At 67.1% G+C, this 15,651-nt stretch carries 14 protein-coding genes; 6 read left to right on the top strand and 8 right to left on the bottom strand.

The features are described from left to right. Positions 1-53 precede the first annotated feature (53 nt). Entirely contained in the window at positions 54-1,181 is a 1,128-nt protein-coding gene (solA, locus tag ACYQ26_RS00705) for an N-methyl-L-tryptophan oxidase (RefSeq protein WP_459806373.1), read from the top strand. Between the two features lie 19 nt (positions 1,182-1,200). Here solA and ACYQ26_RS00700 read toward each other — a convergent pair whose 3' ends face one another. From ACYQ26_RS00700 to ACYQ26_RS00675, 6 genes are all read right to left on the bottom strand, one after another. Further along, positions 1,201-2,703: a DUF5305 domain-containing protein gene (locus tag ACYQ26_RS00700; RefSeq protein WP_459806372.1), complete on the bottom strand. Its 1,503-nt coding sequence runs from the start codon at positions 2,701-2,703 to the stop codon at positions 1,201-1,203. A gap of 1 nt (position 2,704) precedes the next feature. Beyond that, a complete protein-coding gene (locus ACYQ26_RS00695) occupies positions 2,705-3,883 on the bottom strand; it encodes a S26 family signal peptidase (RefSeq protein ID WP_459806371.1) in 1,179 nt (392 codons plus the stop codon). Positions 3,884-4,008: 125 nt separating this feature from the next. Further along, positions 4,009-5,349, bottom strand: coding sequence for a hypothetical protein (locus tag ACYQ26_RS00690; RefSeq protein WP_459806370.1), 1,341 nt, complete (start codon positions 5,347-5,349; stop codon positions 4,009-4,011). Positions 5,350-5,442: 93 nt separating this feature from the next. Next, complete coding sequence (locus ACYQ26_RS00685; RefSeq protein WP_459806369.1) at positions 5,443-5,826, bottom strand: hypothetical protein; 384 nt, start codon at positions 5,824-5,826, stop codon at positions 5,443-5,445. Between the two features lie 780 nt (positions 5,827-6,606). Further along, complete coding sequence (locus ACYQ26_RS00680) at positions 6,607-7,176, bottom strand: DUF1102 domain-containing protein (protein WP_459806368.1); 570 nt, start codon at positions 7,174-7,176, stop codon at positions 6,607-6,609. A gap of 2 nt (positions 7,177-7,178) precedes the next feature. Next, on the bottom strand, positions 7,179-7,622 hold the full coding sequence (locus ACYQ26_RS00675) for a DUF1102 domain-containing protein (protein ID WP_459806367.1): 444 nt from the start codon (positions 7,620-7,622) through the stop codon (positions 7,179-7,181). Between the two features lie 568 nt (positions 7,623-8,190). Between ACYQ26_RS00675 and ACYQ26_RS00670 the strand changes: the two genes are divergently transcribed. Both ACYQ26_RS00670 and ACYQ26_RS00665 read left to right on the top strand, forming a co-directional pair. Further along, on the top strand, positions 8,191-8,904 hold the full coding sequence (locus ACYQ26_RS00670; RefSeq protein WP_459806366.1) for a DUF7344 domain-containing protein: 714 nt from the start codon (positions 8,191-8,193) through the stop codon (positions 8,902-8,904). A gap of 127 nt (positions 8,905-9,031) precedes the next feature. Then, positions 9,032-10,132 carry a hypothetical protein gene (locus ACYQ26_RS00665; protein ID WP_459806365.1) on the top strand — a complete coding sequence of 367 codons (1,101 nt, stop codon included), beginning with the start codon at positions 9,032-9,034 and terminating at the stop codon, positions 10,130-10,132. A gap of 50 nt (positions 10,133-10,182) precedes the next feature. Here ACYQ26_RS00665 and ACYQ26_RS00660 read toward each other — a convergent pair whose 3' ends face one another. Continuing rightward, the gene (locus ACYQ26_RS00660) at positions 10,183-11,106 is read right to left on the bottom strand and encodes a TIGR03571 family LLM class oxidoreductase (protein WP_459806720.1); all 924 of its coding nucleotides are present in this window, start codon (positions 11,104-11,106) and stop codon (positions 10,183-10,185) included. Positions 11,107-11,369: 263 nt separating this feature from the next. Further along, on the bottom strand, positions 11,370-13,346 hold the full coding sequence (locus ACYQ26_RS00655; RefSeq protein ID WP_459806364.1) for an aconitate hydratase: 1,977 nt from the start codon (positions 13,344-13,346) through the stop codon (positions 11,370-11,372). A gap of 322 nt (positions 13,347-13,668) precedes the next feature. Here ACYQ26_RS00655 and ACYQ26_RS00650 point away from each other — a divergent pair, with 322 nt between their 5' ends. The 3 genes from ACYQ26_RS00650 (at position 13,669) to ACYQ26_RS00640 (ending at position 15,593) form a co-directional block, all read left to right on the top strand. Next, positions 13,669-14,151, top strand: coding sequence for a deoxyuridine 5'-triphosphate nucleotidohydrolase (locus ACYQ26_RS00650; protein ID WP_459806363.1), 483 nt, complete (start codon positions 13,669-13,671; stop codon positions 14,149-14,151). 402 nt (positions 14,152-14,553) lie between these two features. Then, on the top strand, positions 14,554-15,018 hold the full coding sequence (locus ACYQ26_RS00645) for a CopD family protein (protein ID WP_459806362.1): 465 nt from the start codon (positions 14,554-14,556) through the stop codon (positions 15,016-15,018). A gap of 140 nt (positions 15,019-15,158) precedes the next feature. After that, positions 15,159-15,593 (top strand): hypothetical protein, encoded by a 435-nt coding sequence (locus tag ACYQ26_RS00640; protein ID WP_459806361.1) that lies wholly within the window; start codon positions 15,159-15,161, stop codon positions 15,591-15,593. Positions 15,594-15,651 lie beyond the last annotated feature (58 nt).

The following is a 15,651-nucleotide window of genomic DNA, read 5'->3' as shown; positions in this document are numbered from 1 at the left end:
GCGGCAAGCGGCGAGTGAGAAGTATTTTCGCCGGGTTCCTCGTACGATCGGGCATGAGCGAACGGTACGACGCCATCGTCCTCGGGGTCGGCGCGACGGGCAGCGCGACCGTCGCCCACCTCGCCGAGCGGGGCGTCGACGTCCTCGGCCTCGAGCGCTACGACGTCCCGCACGGCTACGGGTCCTCCCGCGGGCTCACGCGCAGCTTCCGGCTCGCCTCCGCCGAGGATCCGACGTACGTCCCGCTCCTGCGGCGGGCCGAGGAGCTGTGGACGGAGCTGGAAGCCGACCACGACCGGCGACTGTTCTATCGAACCGGCTCGATCGACGCCGGGCCGGCGGGCGATCCGCTCGTCGAGGGCGCCGCGCGCACCTGCGAGGAACACGACCTCGAGTACGAACGGCTCTCGAGCGCGGCGCTCTCGGAACGGTATCCCGGCTACCGGCTGCCCGACGACTACGAGGCGATCTACCAGCCCGACGGCGGCTACCTCGTTCCCGAGGAGTGTATCGTCGCCCACGTCGACCGGGCCCACCGCGCCGGGGCGACGATCCGCGCCCGCGAACGCGTCGTCGACTGGCGGCCGCTCGAGGACGGCGTCCGCGTCGAGACCGACCGCGATATCTACGAGGGCGACCGACTGGTCGTCACCGCGGGCGCGTGGACCGCGCGGTTCGTCGAGCCGCTCGCGGACGTGCTCGTCCCCGAGCGGCAGGTGCTCGCGTGGTTTCGGCCCGAGGAGCCGGCCCGCTTCGAGCCTGACCGCTTTCCGGTCTGGAACCTGCAGGGTCCCGAGGGACGGTTCTACGGCTGTCCCGTCCACGCCGTCCCCGGCTTCAAGGTCGGCCAGTACCACCACCGCGAGGAGGCCGTCGACCCCGACGCCGTCGAGCGCGAACCGACCCAGACGGACGAACGGTTGCTCCGGGAGTTCGCCGAACGGTACTTCCCCGACGGCGCCGGCCCGACGATGCGCCTGCAGACGTGTCTCTTTACGAATACGCCCGACGAGCAGTTCGTCCTCGATACCCACCCCGACCATCCCCGGGTCGTCGTGGGCGCCGGCTTCTCCGGTCGCGAGTTCGAGTTCGCCCCCGTCGTCGGTGAGATTCTGGCCGACCTCGCCGTCGACGGCGAAACCGACCGCGAGATCGGGCCGTTCTCGATCGATCGGTTCTAAACGGAATCACGACTCTGCTTTAGCCGCCGTCCGACCTGCTCTGCTCCCGCTTTGCGTTTTCCTCGTCGCTCGAGTCTCGGTCGGATCGGTCAGTCGCCCGGTCCGTCGCCGGTGCCGCCGGTGCGGCTGCCGATTCGCGGTCCGCTCCGCCTCCGACCGCGGAATCGGAAGCCGAGCCGGGCGCGGGTTCGGCGTCCCCGTCGGCGAGCGGACGGCCGTCTCGCTCGAGGCCGAGCGCCGAGGAGAGTCGCGCAGCGATGGCGTCCCACAGTCCGGATTCGTCGGTCGCGGTCGAAGCCGTGCTCGAGGCTTCGCTCTCTCCCCCCGCTTGCGCCCGATCGAAGACGAACTCCGCGTCGGATTCGACGTCGCCGTCGGCCGCGCCTGCGTCCGTCTCCCCCTCGAGCGCCGGCGGCTCGAACGCGTACACGATCCCGTCGTGGCGGACGACGTACTGTCCCGTCCGCCGGTCGAAGACGATCGGTTCGTCGACGTCGATCCCGAACTCCGCGAGATCCGCGAGCGTCTCCACGTGCGCGCGCTCGCCCTCGAGCGCCGAGTCGGGGAGCGCGGCCGTCGCGACGACTTCCTCGAACTGGGCCCGGTCGTCGCGGTAGTCGAGCCACTCGCGTTCGGCGGCCGTCGGCTCGGGAACCCGGACCGCTGCGATTCCGGCGATGATCGTCCCGACGAGCCCGAGTCCGAGGAGTCCCAGGCCGGCGAGGGGCGGGTCGGAACCGCCTCCGGATACGGTGATCGTCTCGTACGTGTCGTACCGTTCGTTATACGCCCCCGCCGCCTCGAGTCGGTACGTGGCGCCGTCGTACGCGATCGGGATCCGGTACCGATCGCTCGCGGTCCGGCGGTCGCCGTCGATGGTCCCTTGGATCTCCCGGCGCACCTCGATCGCGATTTCGGTTTCGCCCGGGCTCGCGCCGAGATCGGACTCGATCTCGTCGATCCGGGCGGCGACGTCGGAGACGTTGAGGGAGAACGACGCAGCGACGGATTCGCCGGGCGCGACGCGGTTCGCGCTCGCCGACGCGAGGCGCCGCCGTTCGCTCCAATAGACGGTCCCACCGTCGGGGTCGACCGCGCGATAGCGGACGTCCGCGGTGAGATGGACGCTGACGTTCTCGCCCGAATCGGCGTCGTACCCCCCGACGAACTCCCCGTCGACCGTCGGCGTGACGCTCGTGTAGTAAAGCGATTCGTTCTCGAGTACCGTCCCGGCGTCGTAGATCGCGGTCGACTCGTGGACGGTCGCGCCGTGGGAGAACGAGCCCGTCGCGATCCAGCGGTGCTCGAGTCGTTGTTCGGTTTCCGTTCCGGAGTCGGCGTAGGCGCCGTAGGTCATCCACCCGCCGACGGCGGCCACGAGCACGAAGCCGACCAGCAGGAGCGTTCCGTACTCCGTGAACAGCGCGCGGAGCCGGAGCCGCCGTTCCGTCGGTTCCGGTCCGTTCGGTTTCCGATCCCCCATCGCTTCCGATCCGTCGTTCGCGTCAGTAGGCCCGGTCATGTCAGTACCACCTCCGAACGATCGATCGCAGTCGCCCGCGCCCGCCCCGCCGACGGGCGCGGTTCCGCCTCGAGCGCGGATCGCCCGGCCCGAGCAGGAGCCGCCCCAGTCCGTAGAACCCGCCGCCGAGCAGCGAGACGATCGCGGCGTACGGGACCCACAGGTGGACGGCGTACAGCGCGTCGATGACCGACGGCGGGAGGACGGTCAGGTACCGGTACTCGGTGACGTACGCCGGATAGTAGCCGGTCTCCGCGGGCGCCGTGATCGACACCGTAACCGTCGTCTCGTCGCGTGGGCCGACGACCCAGGGCCCACCGTCGACGGCGACGCTGTCGCTGCCGGGTTCGACGTACGAGACGACGGGGACGAACCCCCGATTCCCGATCGGGTAGGTGATCTCGTCGGTCGTTCCCCGCTCGATCACCAGCGGCCGCTCGGAGTCGAACTCGGCGCTGATGACGTCGTAGGACTGGGTGCCGGCCGGGACGACCATCGCCGCGACGGCCGCGGCGACGACGAGCAGCGCTAACGCGCCCGCGATCAGCCGCGGATCGAGTTCGTCGCCTTCGCCCTCGTCGTCCGCGCGCTCGAGCGACGATCTGACCGGCGCCTCGCGGCGCTCTCGAATCGTTTCGATCACGTAGAGGACGAGCGAGGCGCCCAGCAGCAGGTACGCCAGTCCGCTCGTACCGACGAACGCGCGGATCCCGAACGTGACCGCGAGCCAGCGCTGGGTCCGCTCGAGGGCGCCGCTGGCCGACATAACGGCGGTCCCGAGGTTCGGAATCGTGACGACCTCGCCGTTTACCTGCAGGGCGGTCGCGACGATCTGGCCCTCCTGTACCGGCGGCTCGTCGCCGTCCTGATCGGTGAAGGGGTTCGCGTCGCTCCGCGTAATGTACCCCCGGTCGGTTTCCTCGACGATCCGGTGGGTCGTCAGGCCGCCGCCGTGAAGCTCCTGGGCGTCGAAAACGACGACGTCGCCACGCTGCGGTTCCCCGGTCAGTTCCGCCGGGATCGCGACGAATCCGTCGCCCGTCTCGATCGTCGGCTCCATGCTCCCGGTCTCGACGAACCCCAGGAGGATCGGCTGCCCGAGCAGCTGGCCGGCGACCAGCGCGACGACGGTGACGAGCACCAGCGCTTGCGCCCCCCGGACGACCCCCCGCCGAATCATCGTGTGCACCTGAGCCAATACTGTCGTTTTATTTGTACGTTAGGGTAGCTGAGCAGTTTCGCCACTATTCGCGGCGCCCGTCCCGTCACCGTCGTCGCGTCGGTCTCGTCTCGCATGGATCGACGTTAGCCTCGAGTCAGTTTGCGGAGCCACACCATGAGCACCACCACGCCGACGAACGCCGCGGGGACGGGACCGCCGCTGCCGTCGACGGATCCGGAATCGGCGTCGGCGCCGCCGGTTTCGGTCGCGGCACCGTCGTCGGAGCCACCGTCGGAATCGACGGGGACCGTGCGAGCGGAAGTGGAAGCCCCGTCGTCCGTACCGGGGGCGCCGACGATGCCGCTCGCGAGGGAGTCGGCCGTTACGGTCGCGGTGTATCGGGTTGCAGTGGTCGATCCGTCGTCCCCGTTCACGTCGCCGCCTGCGATCCCCGTCTCGTCGTCCGGCTTGAGCCGGCGGTGCTTCCACCCGTCGCCGGCGGATCGATAGAACGCGACCGCGGGTTCGGATTCGGCCGTAGTCGCCGACTCGCGGCCCTCGATCCGGCTCCGATCGATAGCGAACCGGTACTCGACCGACTCGATCGCCCCACCTGGCGGCGCGTCCTCGACGTCGACGGCACCGATGGTCGAAACGCCGGCCGGCAGCGGCTGCGGTTGCCCGTCTCCCGTCTCGCGGCCGCCGTCGGCTCGAACCTCGAATGTCGCATCTTCGACGTCGTCGAACCGGATCGTCACCCCCTCGAGGACGACCCCCTCGCCGACCCGGAGCGATCCGAGGTCGATCGGAACCGTCCGTCCGCGAACGTCGCTGACGGTAATCGTTCGGGTCTTCGCGTCGGGTTCGACGACTTCCACCGACGGTGACGGATCCACCGTCGACGAGTCCGTCCCGCCGTGAGAATCCGCCGAGTCCCGACCGTCCTCGCTCTCGAGGGTCGCCGTCCGAAACCGGAGCGACTCGACGACGCCCCCCTCGCTCTCGAGGTCGCGGGCGTCGACGACGAACCCGACGCGGATCGATTCCGCCGGCTCGAGGACGGCGGCCTCGTTCGCCCCCTCGATCGACTCGCCCTCGCCGGTTCGGAAGGCGACGTGGTCCGCGTCGTGCTCGAGCCAGACGCGCGCCCGCTCGTCGCCGGTGTTCGTGAGCGTGAACACGTCGCCGATACCGGTCACCGCCGACTCGGGGACGCCGTCGCCCTCGAGGGCGTCGTTGTCGACCGTGAGATCGATCACGAGCTCGCCGTCGGCGTCGAGGTACGCGTAGGCGCCGTTCGGCCCGTCAGCCGGTTCGGCGACGACGCCGGTTTCGTTCCCGAGATCGTCGTGGTCGGGCCGCTCGTCGAGAGTTGTTCGTTCGTTGGCCGATAGAAGTCCTGCGTCGGTGGCGACGACGCCCGTCCCGACGAGGCCGATCGCGAGTAATCCGAGAACGAGCCACCGGCTCGTCGCGCCGCTCATCGACCTCCTCCCCCGTTCGATCGCGGTACCCGCGTGCGCATGGTCGATCGGTCCCGTCGTCCGTTTTCGGTCGCCGGCTCGGTCGGCCGGCGATCACCCGTCGCGTTCGGTCACCCAGACGCGAACCTCCGAGACGAGCCGGCGGTCCTCGTCGACGCCGTCGATGTCGCAGTCGACGTGCAGGTAGGTGACCTCCCGTTCCTCGACGACGTACGTCGGCGGCTCCCGCTCCTCCTGGTAGCTGATGGCCCGGCCCTCGAGGTCGCCCTCCGCGCGCGCGTCGGTAAACGAAAGCCGGTCGCCCACGGCCGGAATCGCCAGCGTGTCGGCCTCGTAGACCGCCTCGAGGAGTTCGTTCGTGCCCGCCTCGTAGACGTACAGCGAAAGATGGTCGTACGTCGCTTCGATCGTCGGATCGCGGTCGCGACCGCCATCCTCGTCGTCGGTTTCGGAATCGTCGGTCTGTCGTGTTCCCATATTGAAATCGTCCTCCCGCGAAATCGTTACTCTGCGAACGACCGTGCGCCGTCTGCGACGCGGTCGCGTTGGTTTCGTTCGCCCCGACGGCGACCGCGTGCGGTCGCGTCGGCGGCTGGTTCCGGTATCGAAACAGGTGGCAGTGCCGTTGCTCCCCGCGCTGACTGCGAACCGCGAACGCCGTTCGGCTGGCGGCGGTCAGAACTGCGTGCGATCGGCGTCGGCTCGGGCTCGCCACGTCCCACCCCCGTCGGACACGGCGATCCGCCTGCGACCGACGCCGATGCCGCCCTGGTGATCGGGGTGCACGGTACGGGGTAGCTGCGATGCCGATGGTGCAGTCGGATTCGGGTTCGGGTGCGTGTCCGGGTGCATCGGAGCGTCCCGCGGAACGGGGGTGCAGCCGTTCCGCAGGTCCCGCCTCGAGACATCCCCCTGGTCGCTCGAGGCTGTGGTCGGGTCGGGTGTTTCGACATCGTCGCTACCCGAATAGGCGGTGCGGGGCTACGGTCATTGTAATACGGTTATTGACCGTATTCTCAAGGCCAGTCAACGAGTGATATCAAGCTCATCAGGTCGGTCCGTCTATTATTGACCAGCAGAAACGACGAGTGATCGGGAGCAGTTCCGATCTCGAGGAGGACCAATACCCTCGATTAGACGACGGTGAGCGTACGTCCCCTCCTATCGAGCGCGAGAATAGTATGCCGACGGCGTCGAATAAACTGACCAGCTATCGAAAAATCGAATCGAATGTTTTCGACCGATGGCCCGGTCTATTTAGTTGGTCGGATCGTCGACTTCCGCGTAGACCGTCGCAGTGCCGTCGTACGAGTTAGTACTGGAGCCAGCGGTGTCGACGTCGCCCGTTTTGACGTAGACGCCGATGGATTCCGTCGTTCCAGATCCGATCTCGAGGGCACCCACGTCACCGTCCAGCCGCGTATCGCGGGCGGCGTTCGCGTACACGTAGATGTCCTCGAGCTCGTCGTTACCGTCGACGAACACGTCCTGGAGACCGTCGACGTAGAAGTACACCGTGTCGGTGCCCTGGTTGGTGACCTGGAAGACGCCGTCGAAGTAGTACTCCGAATTGCCGCCGACGCCGGAGCCACCGCCGTAGTCATCGTTACCGATCCCGTTGATGTCGATGATTTTCAACTGGCCGGAGTTCTGGAGTTCCGAGTGGGGACTGCCCGACTTGAGCGCCAGATAGGCGTCGGCGTCGTCGGCCATCTCGGCGGTGACGGTCCGTTCGGCTTGGACGCTGTCGAACGCGCCCGTGCCGATCGCAGCGGCGCTACCGGCGGCGAGGGAACCGACGCCGATGACGAATTTCCGACGGTTCATCGTCAGTTAGAGTTGGCCTCGATGACGAGGGTATCGCTGGCGTTCTCGTCGACGTTGTCGTTGAGGTCGTCGACCGTCACGCTGAGGTTGACCGACTCACCGGGCGTGAGTGTGTTCTGGTGACTCAGCTGGAAGTCGACGGCGCTCTGGACGCCGCTCTCGTTGATCGAAACGGTGACGTTCTCGGTGCCCTGGTTCGTGATCGTGACGACGTCACTGACGTTGGTCACCGCGTTCTCGTTGAAGCCTTGGCCGCCTGCATTGGTCTGCGCCGCACCGCCGAGGTCGATCGTGAGCTGGCTATTGGCGGAGTCGTCCTTCACGTACTCGCCGTCGCCCGTGATACCGAGATACGCGTCGGCGTCGCCGGCCGTGGAGACCTGCACGGTTCGGTCGGCCTGGACGCTATCGAACGCGCCCGTGCCGACGGCCGCAGCCGTTGCCATTGACAGTGCTACCAGTGCGATGACGAATTTTCTCCGTTGCATGGCTGGATTTCCGTTGTTGTCTGCGTTCGACTGATTACCGCAAGCGACCGCACGTCGCGTCGCACGCCGTCTCGTCGCCGATCCCCGCTTCGGGGATCGCATCTCATCGGTGCTCAGCAAGGGCTATTGTAATACGCTCGTGGAGTTGAATTCAGGAATCGGTGGCAGTAAGTCAACCCTCGCTCGACTGAACCGGGACGGGAGTGGGCAGTCGGTTGACTCGAGTCCCGTGCTCTCAGCCGATCGTAGACTGCCGTCCCGACGGCGTTGACTCGCGTCAACCGCCTCGTGCGGCCTGCGTGGCCCCTGTATACTCGCGATTGACCGCGGTCAACCGCGGTTGATGGACGTATATGAACAGGTATAGCGTCGGTTGAGCGCTGCGCCGAGATGATATTCGACGTATTGAGATAATCAATAGGATTCCAACCGAGCGGCAATTCCAATAATATCCGTATTGGTTCGACTCAATCACTTATTGGAAGGCCAATACTTTTACCTAAGGATATGATACCGCCTACCCGTAATGGGGGCGACTCACGCGAAACCGTCCGGGGGAACTGACTCGTCGAATGCGAACGCGAAGGTGAAAACGAACGCGGAACTGGGTACGGACTCGGGTGACGGGCCGGACGACCGATCGGAGCCGGTCGAAGCCGATCACGTACTCACCGAGGACGAACTCTTCGAGATCCTCTCGAACCGACGGCGGCGCCACATCCTGCACGAGCTCATGCGGGAACAGGACACGCTCGACATCGGGACGCTCTCCCAGCAGATCGCCGCCTGGGAGGACGGCCTCGAGCTCCACGAGGTGACCAGCAGCGACCGCAAGCGCGTCTACACCGCCTTGCACCAGTCGCACCTGCCGAAGATGGACGAAGCGGGCGTCGTCGACTTCAACCAGGATCGGGGGACCGTGTCGCCGACGCCGGCGCTCGAGGACGTCGAGATCTACATGGACATCGTGCGTGGGCGCGAGATTCCCTGGAGCGATTACTATCTGGGACTGACCGGGTTGTCCGGCCTGTTGCTCGCGGCCGTCTCGACGGGCTTGGGTCCGTTCAGCGCAGTCTCGCAGTCGGCGTGGGGTGTCTTCGTCGTCGTGGCCTTCGGCGTCTCGGCGGTCGCACACCGGTACTACGCTCGTCGGAATCGGCTGGGGATCGCCGATGAACCGCCGTCGTCGGATCTCGAGTTCGAATATCGGGATCCGACCGACGACGGGACCGATCGATAAGTCGGGGAGATCGCTGAGTCGGGGTGTCCAATCGCGAACGCATGTGGGCGACTGATAAGCCGAGACGACGGGTGATCGACGCGCCGATGGCAACGCGATATCGACGCCGAGAGCGGCGACGACAGCCATGAGGCGGACGCGCCGCGCCGCGCTGGCGATGATCGCCGGCTCGAGCGGCCTCCTCGCCGTCGACACGTTGGGCTTCTCGAGCGGTCGCGCCGAGCGTCCCGTCGACGTCGAGGTCGTCAGCGACGCGAACGCGTACCTCGGACTGGTCGATCGCGACTCGAACGACGACGGCGTCGAGACGGGCGGCGTCCTGTTCGAGGCGACCGCGAACGGCGACCGCTATCCGCCCGCCTCGTTCGAGGTCGTCAACCAGCTGACCGAGCCGATCGCGCTCTCGCTTGCCTTCGGGGACGATCGGCTACGATTCGTCGAGCTGGACGCCGACGGCCGGATCGGCGCCGATCACGGGCAGCGGCTCGACGCCGATCTCGAGCCCGGCGACGGGATCACGGTCGCGATCGATCTGGCACTTCGGTCCGAACGCGCGACGGTGATCGATCTCGACTCGATCACGACGACGCTCGAGATCGACGCCGACGGCGCGGCGACCAGCATCGAGGCCGAGCGGACGCTGACGCTCGTCGCCGACGTGTGGGTCGCGATCGATTGCTGCGCCGCCCGCGGGTATCCCGACGGACTGGTCGTCGTCAGGAACCGCCGGCTCGAGGGCGGGCCGTCGCTGGTCGTGGAGTGGATCGACTGCGCGGACGGGACGTCGACCGTTCTCCACGATATCACGTCGCTTTCGCCGCCGAAACTCCAGGTATCGCTTTGCAGCGATCGCTCGCCGCAAGCGAGCGGCTCCACCGCCGGTCTGCAGGCAGCCGGAAGCGAGAAACGCCCGCAATCGAAGACCGGGACCGAACCGACCGTCATCGCCGCGGATGACATCACCGTCGATGTCGATCGCGGGAGGACGGGGCCCCGGTCGACGTCTCGGATGCACTCGGTGGCGGATAGCGCCGCCGCCGGTGGCGGTACCGGTGCCGGTGACGGCAACCGATCAGGAACTGAATCCGATCTCGACGGCTCGTCCGACTTCGCCGTCGAGATCGATCCCGATCCGTCCGCCGCCACGGAGTCCGACTCGAGACGAGTCGAAACGGTCGACCTCTCGCTCGATTCGGTTGCCGGAGGGGACGAGGAGGGAAGTGAGTAGGACCGGCGGTCCGACGTTTCGACGTCACCGCCGCTACCGCCGTCCTACGCCTACGACAGGGGCTCGATGACGTCGTTCGCAAAGGTCTCGAGCGCCCGCTCGCTGTCCTCGTTCTCGAGGCCGACGATGACGTGGTCGACGCCGAGATCCTCGAGGCGCCGGAAGTAGTCGCGGAACCACTCAACGCCGGCCCGGTACCCGAGGTGTAACTGCTGCGGCTGCGCGTCGGGATCGTCGGCTAACTCGACGCGGACGGCCATCGCGTAGGGCTTGTCGCCGGCCCTGTCCCGCCAGTCTTCGAGATAGTCCTCGAGCGTCCGCTCGGGCAGGTGGTAGAACAGCCAGCCGTCGCCGCGCTCGGCGATCCACTCGCGCGTCTGGCGGGCGTTCCCCGTGGGTAACATGGGGATCGTCTCGGTCGTCGGCTTCGGGACGACCTCGAGTTGCCCGTCGAGCGACCCCCACTCGCCCTCGACGTCGGGAAACTCCTCGCGCCAGAGGGTTCGGACGGCCTCGAAGCGCTCGCGGAACACCGCGCCGCGTTCCTCGCGGTCGACGTCGAACGCGGCGAACTCGGGGTCGCGGTCGCCCGAGGCGACGCCGAGGACGAGTCGGCCCTCCGAGAGTCGGTCGACCGTCGCAGCCGACTTCGCGACGTGAATCGGATGGCGAAGCGTCAGGACGATGCTCGCGGTGCCAAGCGCCGCCGCCTCGGTGTGAGCGGCGACGTGGGAGAGCCACGGCCACGTGTCGAACGTCTGGCCCGCGTCGCCGAACTTCGGCCAGTAGGTGGGGACGTCGCGCGCCCAGAGGCCGTCGAAGCCCAACTCCTCGGCGCGTTTCGCGAGGTGGACCTCCGCGTCGACGTCCGGCGTCGATCGGTTCGCGCCCGTGATCGGAAAGCCGGCACCGAAGGTCAGTCCGTCGCCGTCGAACAGTCGTCGGTAGCCGGCGTTCGCGTGCGCGTCTTCCATTCCCATTCACTCGAGCTATCGACGCCGCGCCTATGACCGTGACGGTGGCGGCGACGTCGTCGTCCATCGCCGTCCGCCGCCGTCGCGACCGCGAGCTCGAGTTCCTCGCTACTCGAGACGGCGACGCAACGACGAGTACGCCGCTACTTCGAGGATCCTTCTGAGAGGGGACGCGCTGATCGGCGGTAACGCACAAAAAAGACGGCTGAGTCGTCAGGAGTCGGCGACCGGCGTCGCCGACGCGGAAGCGGACGACTTACGGCTTAGTCGTCGGCCGGCGCGGCGCCGCTGCCGCTGTCCTCGGCCTGTTCCTTCGTCCAGGCGAGCTTGCCGCCGGCCGCGAGGATGTCGCGCTCGCGCTCGGAGGCGTCGAGAACCGCCGTGTACTCGTCCTCGCCGTTGACGCGGACGGTGAACTCCTCCTGACCGGAGGTGACGGCGTCGTAGACGTCGTCGACGATCTCGATCTCGTCGCCCTGGTCGATGTTCTCGTAGGTGTCCTCGTCGATCGTCAGCGGCACGATGCCGAAGTTAAAGAGGTTCGCGCGGTGGATGCGCGCGAAGCTCTGTGCGAGGACGGCCTCGATGCCGAGGTACATCGGACACATCGCGGCGTGCTCGCGCGAGGAGCCCTGCCCGTAGTTCTCGCCGGCCACGAGGAAGCCGCCGTCGGCCTCCTTGGCGCGCTCGGCGAAGGTGTCGTCGACGCGGGAGAGGGTGAACTCGGAGAGCTTCTCGATGTTCGACCGATACATCAGGATGTCCTGCGTCGCCGGGATGATGTGGTCGGTCGTGATGTTGTCCTCCATCTTCAGGAGGGCCTCACCCTCGATGTCGGCGTCGAGCTCGTCCCGCAGCGGGACGTCGCCGATGTTCGGGCCCTTGACGAGCTCGTCGTCGGGGGCCTCCTCGGGCGTGATGAGGTCCGTCTTCGAGCCGTCGTACTCGTCGGGCAGCTCGATGCCGGGCGCCTCGAGGTCGCCGAGTTCGTCGGCGAGGTCTCGGGGGTCGACGATCTCGCCCTTGATCGCCGCGGCGGCGGCGACCTCCGGCGAGCAGAGGAAGACGTTGTCGTCCTCGATGCCGGAGCGACCCTCGAAGTTGCGGTTGAAGGTCCGCAGCGAGACCGAGTCGGAGGCGGGCACGTGACCGATGCCGATACAGGCACCGCAGGTGGCCTCGGAGAAGTTGACGCCGGCGGCCATCATCTCCGCGACCCAGCCCTCGCGGGCGAGCATCTCGGAGGCCTGCTTGCTACCGGGCGCGACGATCATCTCCGTGGTGGAGTTGACCTCGCGGCCCTCGAGCATCTTCGCGGCCGGGAGGATGTCCTCGTAGCCGCCGTTGGTACAGGATCCGACGATGACCTGGTCGACATCCTGGCCCGCGACCTCGCGGACGGGGACGACGTTGTCGGGCATCGACGGCTGGGCGATCAGCGGCTCCAGATCCGAGAGGTCGACGACGATCTCGTCGTCGTACTCGGCGTCCTCGTCGGGCTGGAGCTCCTCGTAGTCGTCGGCGCGGCCGACGCGCTCGAGGTAGTCTTTGGTCTGCTCGTCGGTCGGGAAGATCGACGAGGTCGCGCCGAGCTCGGTGCCCATGTTGGTGATGGTCATGCGCTCGGGCGCGGTGAGCGACTCGACGCCGGGGCCGGTGTATTCGAGGATCTTGCCGACGCCGCCCTTGACGCTGAGACGGCGGAGGAGCTCGAGGATGACGTCCTTCGCCGTGGCCCACTCGGGGAGCTCGCCCTCGAGGCGGACGTTGACGATCTCGGGCATCTCGATGTAGTAGGGCGCGCCGCCCATGGCGACGGTGACGTCGATCCCGCCGGCGCCGATCGCCAGCTGGCCGAGGCCGCCGGGGGTCGGCGTGTGGCTGTCCGAACCCAGCAGCGTCTTGCCGGGCGCCGCGAAGTTCTCGCGGTGGACGTTGTGGCAGATGCCGTTACCGGGGCGAGAGAAGTACGCGCCGTAGGTGCCGGCCGCAGAGCGCAGGAAGCGGTGGTCGTCGGTGTTCTTGAAGTCGAACTGGTAAGTCTGGTGGTCGCAGTACTGAGCGGCGATTTCGGTCTGGACTTCGTCCAGTCCCATCGCTTCGAACTGGAGCCAGACCATCGTGCCGGTCGTGTCCTGAGTGAGCACCTGGTCGATCTCGATCCCGATCTCCTCGCCGGTCTCGAGTTCGCCGTCGACGAGGTGGTCGTCGAGAACCTTTTCGGTGAGAGTCTGTCCCATAGCACCCGAAACTCGGCTGCCCGTCCTGATAAATCCAGCGTGTTTCCATGAGGAACGACCGTGTTAATCCCGTGCGTCGCGGCAATTTTCGAGTAAGTATTGCCGCATAGCTGCACGTCCGTCAACCGAATTCTATTGTCCCGTCATTTGACCCGTTTTCGGCGGTGGGCGCGTCATTCCGCCGGCTACCGCTCCGGTCCGGGAGTTGGTGATGCGTTCCGGTACCAACCGATACGTGTCTGGTCATCACGCTGCGTGTCGTCCGCTCACGGGGGCGACGCGAACGGACACGCTTTTCTAGACTCTCGCCGCTACTACGGGCATGTTCCGTTCCGGTGCGTTCGTCGCCGAGCACGTCTCGCCGACGACCGACGAGCAAGTCCAACCAAACGGCGTCGATCTCACGCTCGATATCGTCTTCGAGCAGTTGGAGCCGGGCCGCATCGGTCGCGACGGCAAGCAGATCGGCGACCGCGTCGCCCGCCCGCTCGAGGAACTCGAGCAGAAAGACCCCGACACGTACTACCTCCCGCAGGGGGTCTACGTGGCTCGCTACGGCGAGCGGATCGAGATTCCCGAGGGCCACGTCGGCTTCGTCTACCCGCGCTCGTCGCTGATGCGTAACTCCTGCATGCTCAACACGGCCGTCTGGGACGCCGGCTACGAGGGCCGCGGCGAGGGGCTGTTGCAGGTTCACCACGACATCGAAATCGCGCGCGGTGCGCGCATCGCCCAACTCGTGTTCGCCGAAGCCGACCACGAGGACGTCTACGACGGCAGCTATCAGGGCGAGAACCTCGAGTAACGCAGCCGCCGACGGCCCCGGTTTCGCTATTAGAAATACCCGTCGCGCACCGCAACTCGACATCGCGACTGCCGCTCGAGTCGGCACGCGGCCGGCGAACGCGTGCGTACCGTTTTGATTCTCACCGCCGACCGTACGACTCTGATGGCGACCACGCACGTCTTCGTCGCGCTCGCCGTCTACGACGGCTGGTGACCGCCGTTCTTCTCGTCGGAATCGCCCTCTCGATCGCGTACGCGCTCGTTCGTCGCCGGCTGGTCGACTGGACCGCCGACCGGAACTGGCTCGAATAAGCTCCGGTCTCGAGCGGACCGAGAGCGCAACGCACGCACCTCGACCGTCGCCGGCACCGCCGTCGGCGCAAGTCGGAACGCTGATACCATCGCTGTTCGAGCCACCGATATGATCGATACGTTTCTCGCACGGACGGCACACCTGGTGTTCGCCGCGCTCTGGGCCGGCAGCGTCTTCTACGTCGCGTTCGTCGTGCTGCCACTCGCCCGCGACGGCGAGTTCAACACGACGCGACCGCTCGAGGCGATCTCGGGGAAACTCACGACCATCTCGCGCGTGAGTTCGCTCGCTTTACTGCTCTCCGGCGGCCACCTCGCGGGCCGAGGGTACACGTTTGAGAGTCTCCTCGGGACGACGAACGGCCGGCTCGTGCTCGTCATGGTCGCCCTCTGGCTGGTCCTGACCGCGCTCGTCGAGATCGGCGGCAAGCGCCTCGAGTCGGGGCTCAACGGGAAGAAACTGCGCGAGCCGGCCGCCAACGCCCTGGGACTCTACCGCGCCGCGGCCGTCGTCGGAATCGCGCTCCTCGTGGTCGCGGGCGCGATCACGTCGGGCGTCGCGGCAGCCGTCTAATCGCCGCCCCGACGACCCGCCGTCGCCTTCGTCCACCTGTCGTCACAAGTTCCCGATCGGAAGTTCCTCACGGTCTGTTCGATCAATGTCGGACATTCTTACGAAAGATACTTAGTCGGGTACTGTAACGTACTCGCATGATGTTCAGGGGCAAAGATATCGCACTGTCGCTGCTCGCGGTCGGGACGGCCGCGGTCGCCGGCTACGTGCTCCAGTCCGAGCGATCACAGACGGGCACCGCGCGGTCGAAGGCCGACCTCGGCGTGCGGCTCGTCGGACCGAGCGAGGTTCCCGACGGCGCAACCATCGTCGACGCGTCCTCCCGCCAACTCGACGAGATTCCGGGCGCCCGGCAGGCACTCCAGCGGGCCGTTCGCAACGACGCCGCCGACGAGTGGGAGCACGTGACCCTCGAGCGCGACGGCGCCTGGTCCGTCGTCGACAGGATCCGGGGCTCGCTGCCGTACTACGACGGGAACGGCGACGCGTACAACGGGGTCTACGTTCACTACAAGGATCAGATCGTCGTCCTCGACGCGATCGGCTGGGCGCGACTGGAGGAACCGCTTCAGTAGCGCAGTAGCCCGATACTTGGGAGCCGCCCGCGTTCGGCGACCGTCTCGGTGGATTCGT

The organism is Halopiger thermotolerans (assembly GCF_054654555.1).
The sequence above is the reverse complement of the archived record's forward strand: the minus strand, read 5'-3'. Positions and strand labels throughout refer to the sequence as shown.

Coding starts and splice junctions, on each gene's coding strand:
- solA (WP_459806373.1), top strand. CDS start 54: ATGAGCGAACGGTACGACGCCATCGTCCTCGGGGTCGGCGCGACGGGC.
- ACYQ26_RS00700 (WP_459806372.1), bottom strand. CDS start 2,703: ATGACCGGGCCTACTGACGCGAACGACGGATCGGAAGCGATGGGGGAT.
- ACYQ26_RS00695 (WP_459806371.1), bottom strand. CDS start 3,883: ATGATTCGGCGGGGGGTCGTCCGGGGGGCGCAAGCGCTGGTGCTCGTC.
- ACYQ26_RS00690 (WP_459806370.1), bottom strand. CDS start 5,349: ATGAGCGGCGCGACGAGCCGGTGGCTCGTTCTCGGATTACTCGCGATC.
- ACYQ26_RS00685 (WP_459806369.1), bottom strand. CDS start 5,826: ATGGGAACACGACAGACCGACGATTCCGAAACCGACGACGAGGATGGC.
- ACYQ26_RS00680 (WP_459806368.1), bottom strand. CDS start 7,176: ATGAACCGTCGGAAATTCGTCATCGGCGTCGGTTCCCTCGCCGCCGGT.
- ACYQ26_RS00675 (WP_459806367.1), bottom strand. CDS start 7,622: ATGGCAACGGCTGCGGCCGTCGGCACGGGCGCGTTCGATAGCGTCCAG.
- ACYQ26_RS00670 (WP_459806366.1), top strand. CDS start 8,191: ATGGGGGCGACTCACGCGAAACCGTCCGGGGGAACTGACTCGTCGAAT.
- ACYQ26_RS00665 (WP_459806365.1), top strand. CDS start 9,032: ATGAGGCGGACGCGCCGCGCCGCGCTGGCGATGATCGCCGGCTCGAGC.
- ACYQ26_RS00660 (WP_459806720.1), bottom strand. CDS start 11,106: ATGGAAGACGCGCACGCGAACGCCGGCTACCGACGACTGTTCGACGGC.
- ACYQ26_RS00655 (WP_459806364.1), bottom strand. CDS start 13,346: ATGGGACAGACTCTCACCGAAAAGGTTCTCGACGACCACCTCGTCGAC.
- ACYQ26_RS00650 (WP_459806363.1), top strand. CDS start 13,669: ATGTTCCGTTCCGGTGCGTTCGTCGCCGAGCACGTCTCGCCGACGACC.
- ACYQ26_RS00645 (WP_459806362.1), top strand. CDS start 14,554: ATGATCGATACGTTTCTCGCACGGACGGCACACCTGGTGTTCGCCGCG.
- ACYQ26_RS00640 (WP_459806361.1), top strand. CDS start 15,159: ATGTTCAGGGGCAAAGATATCGCACTGTCGCTGCTCGCGGTCGGGACG.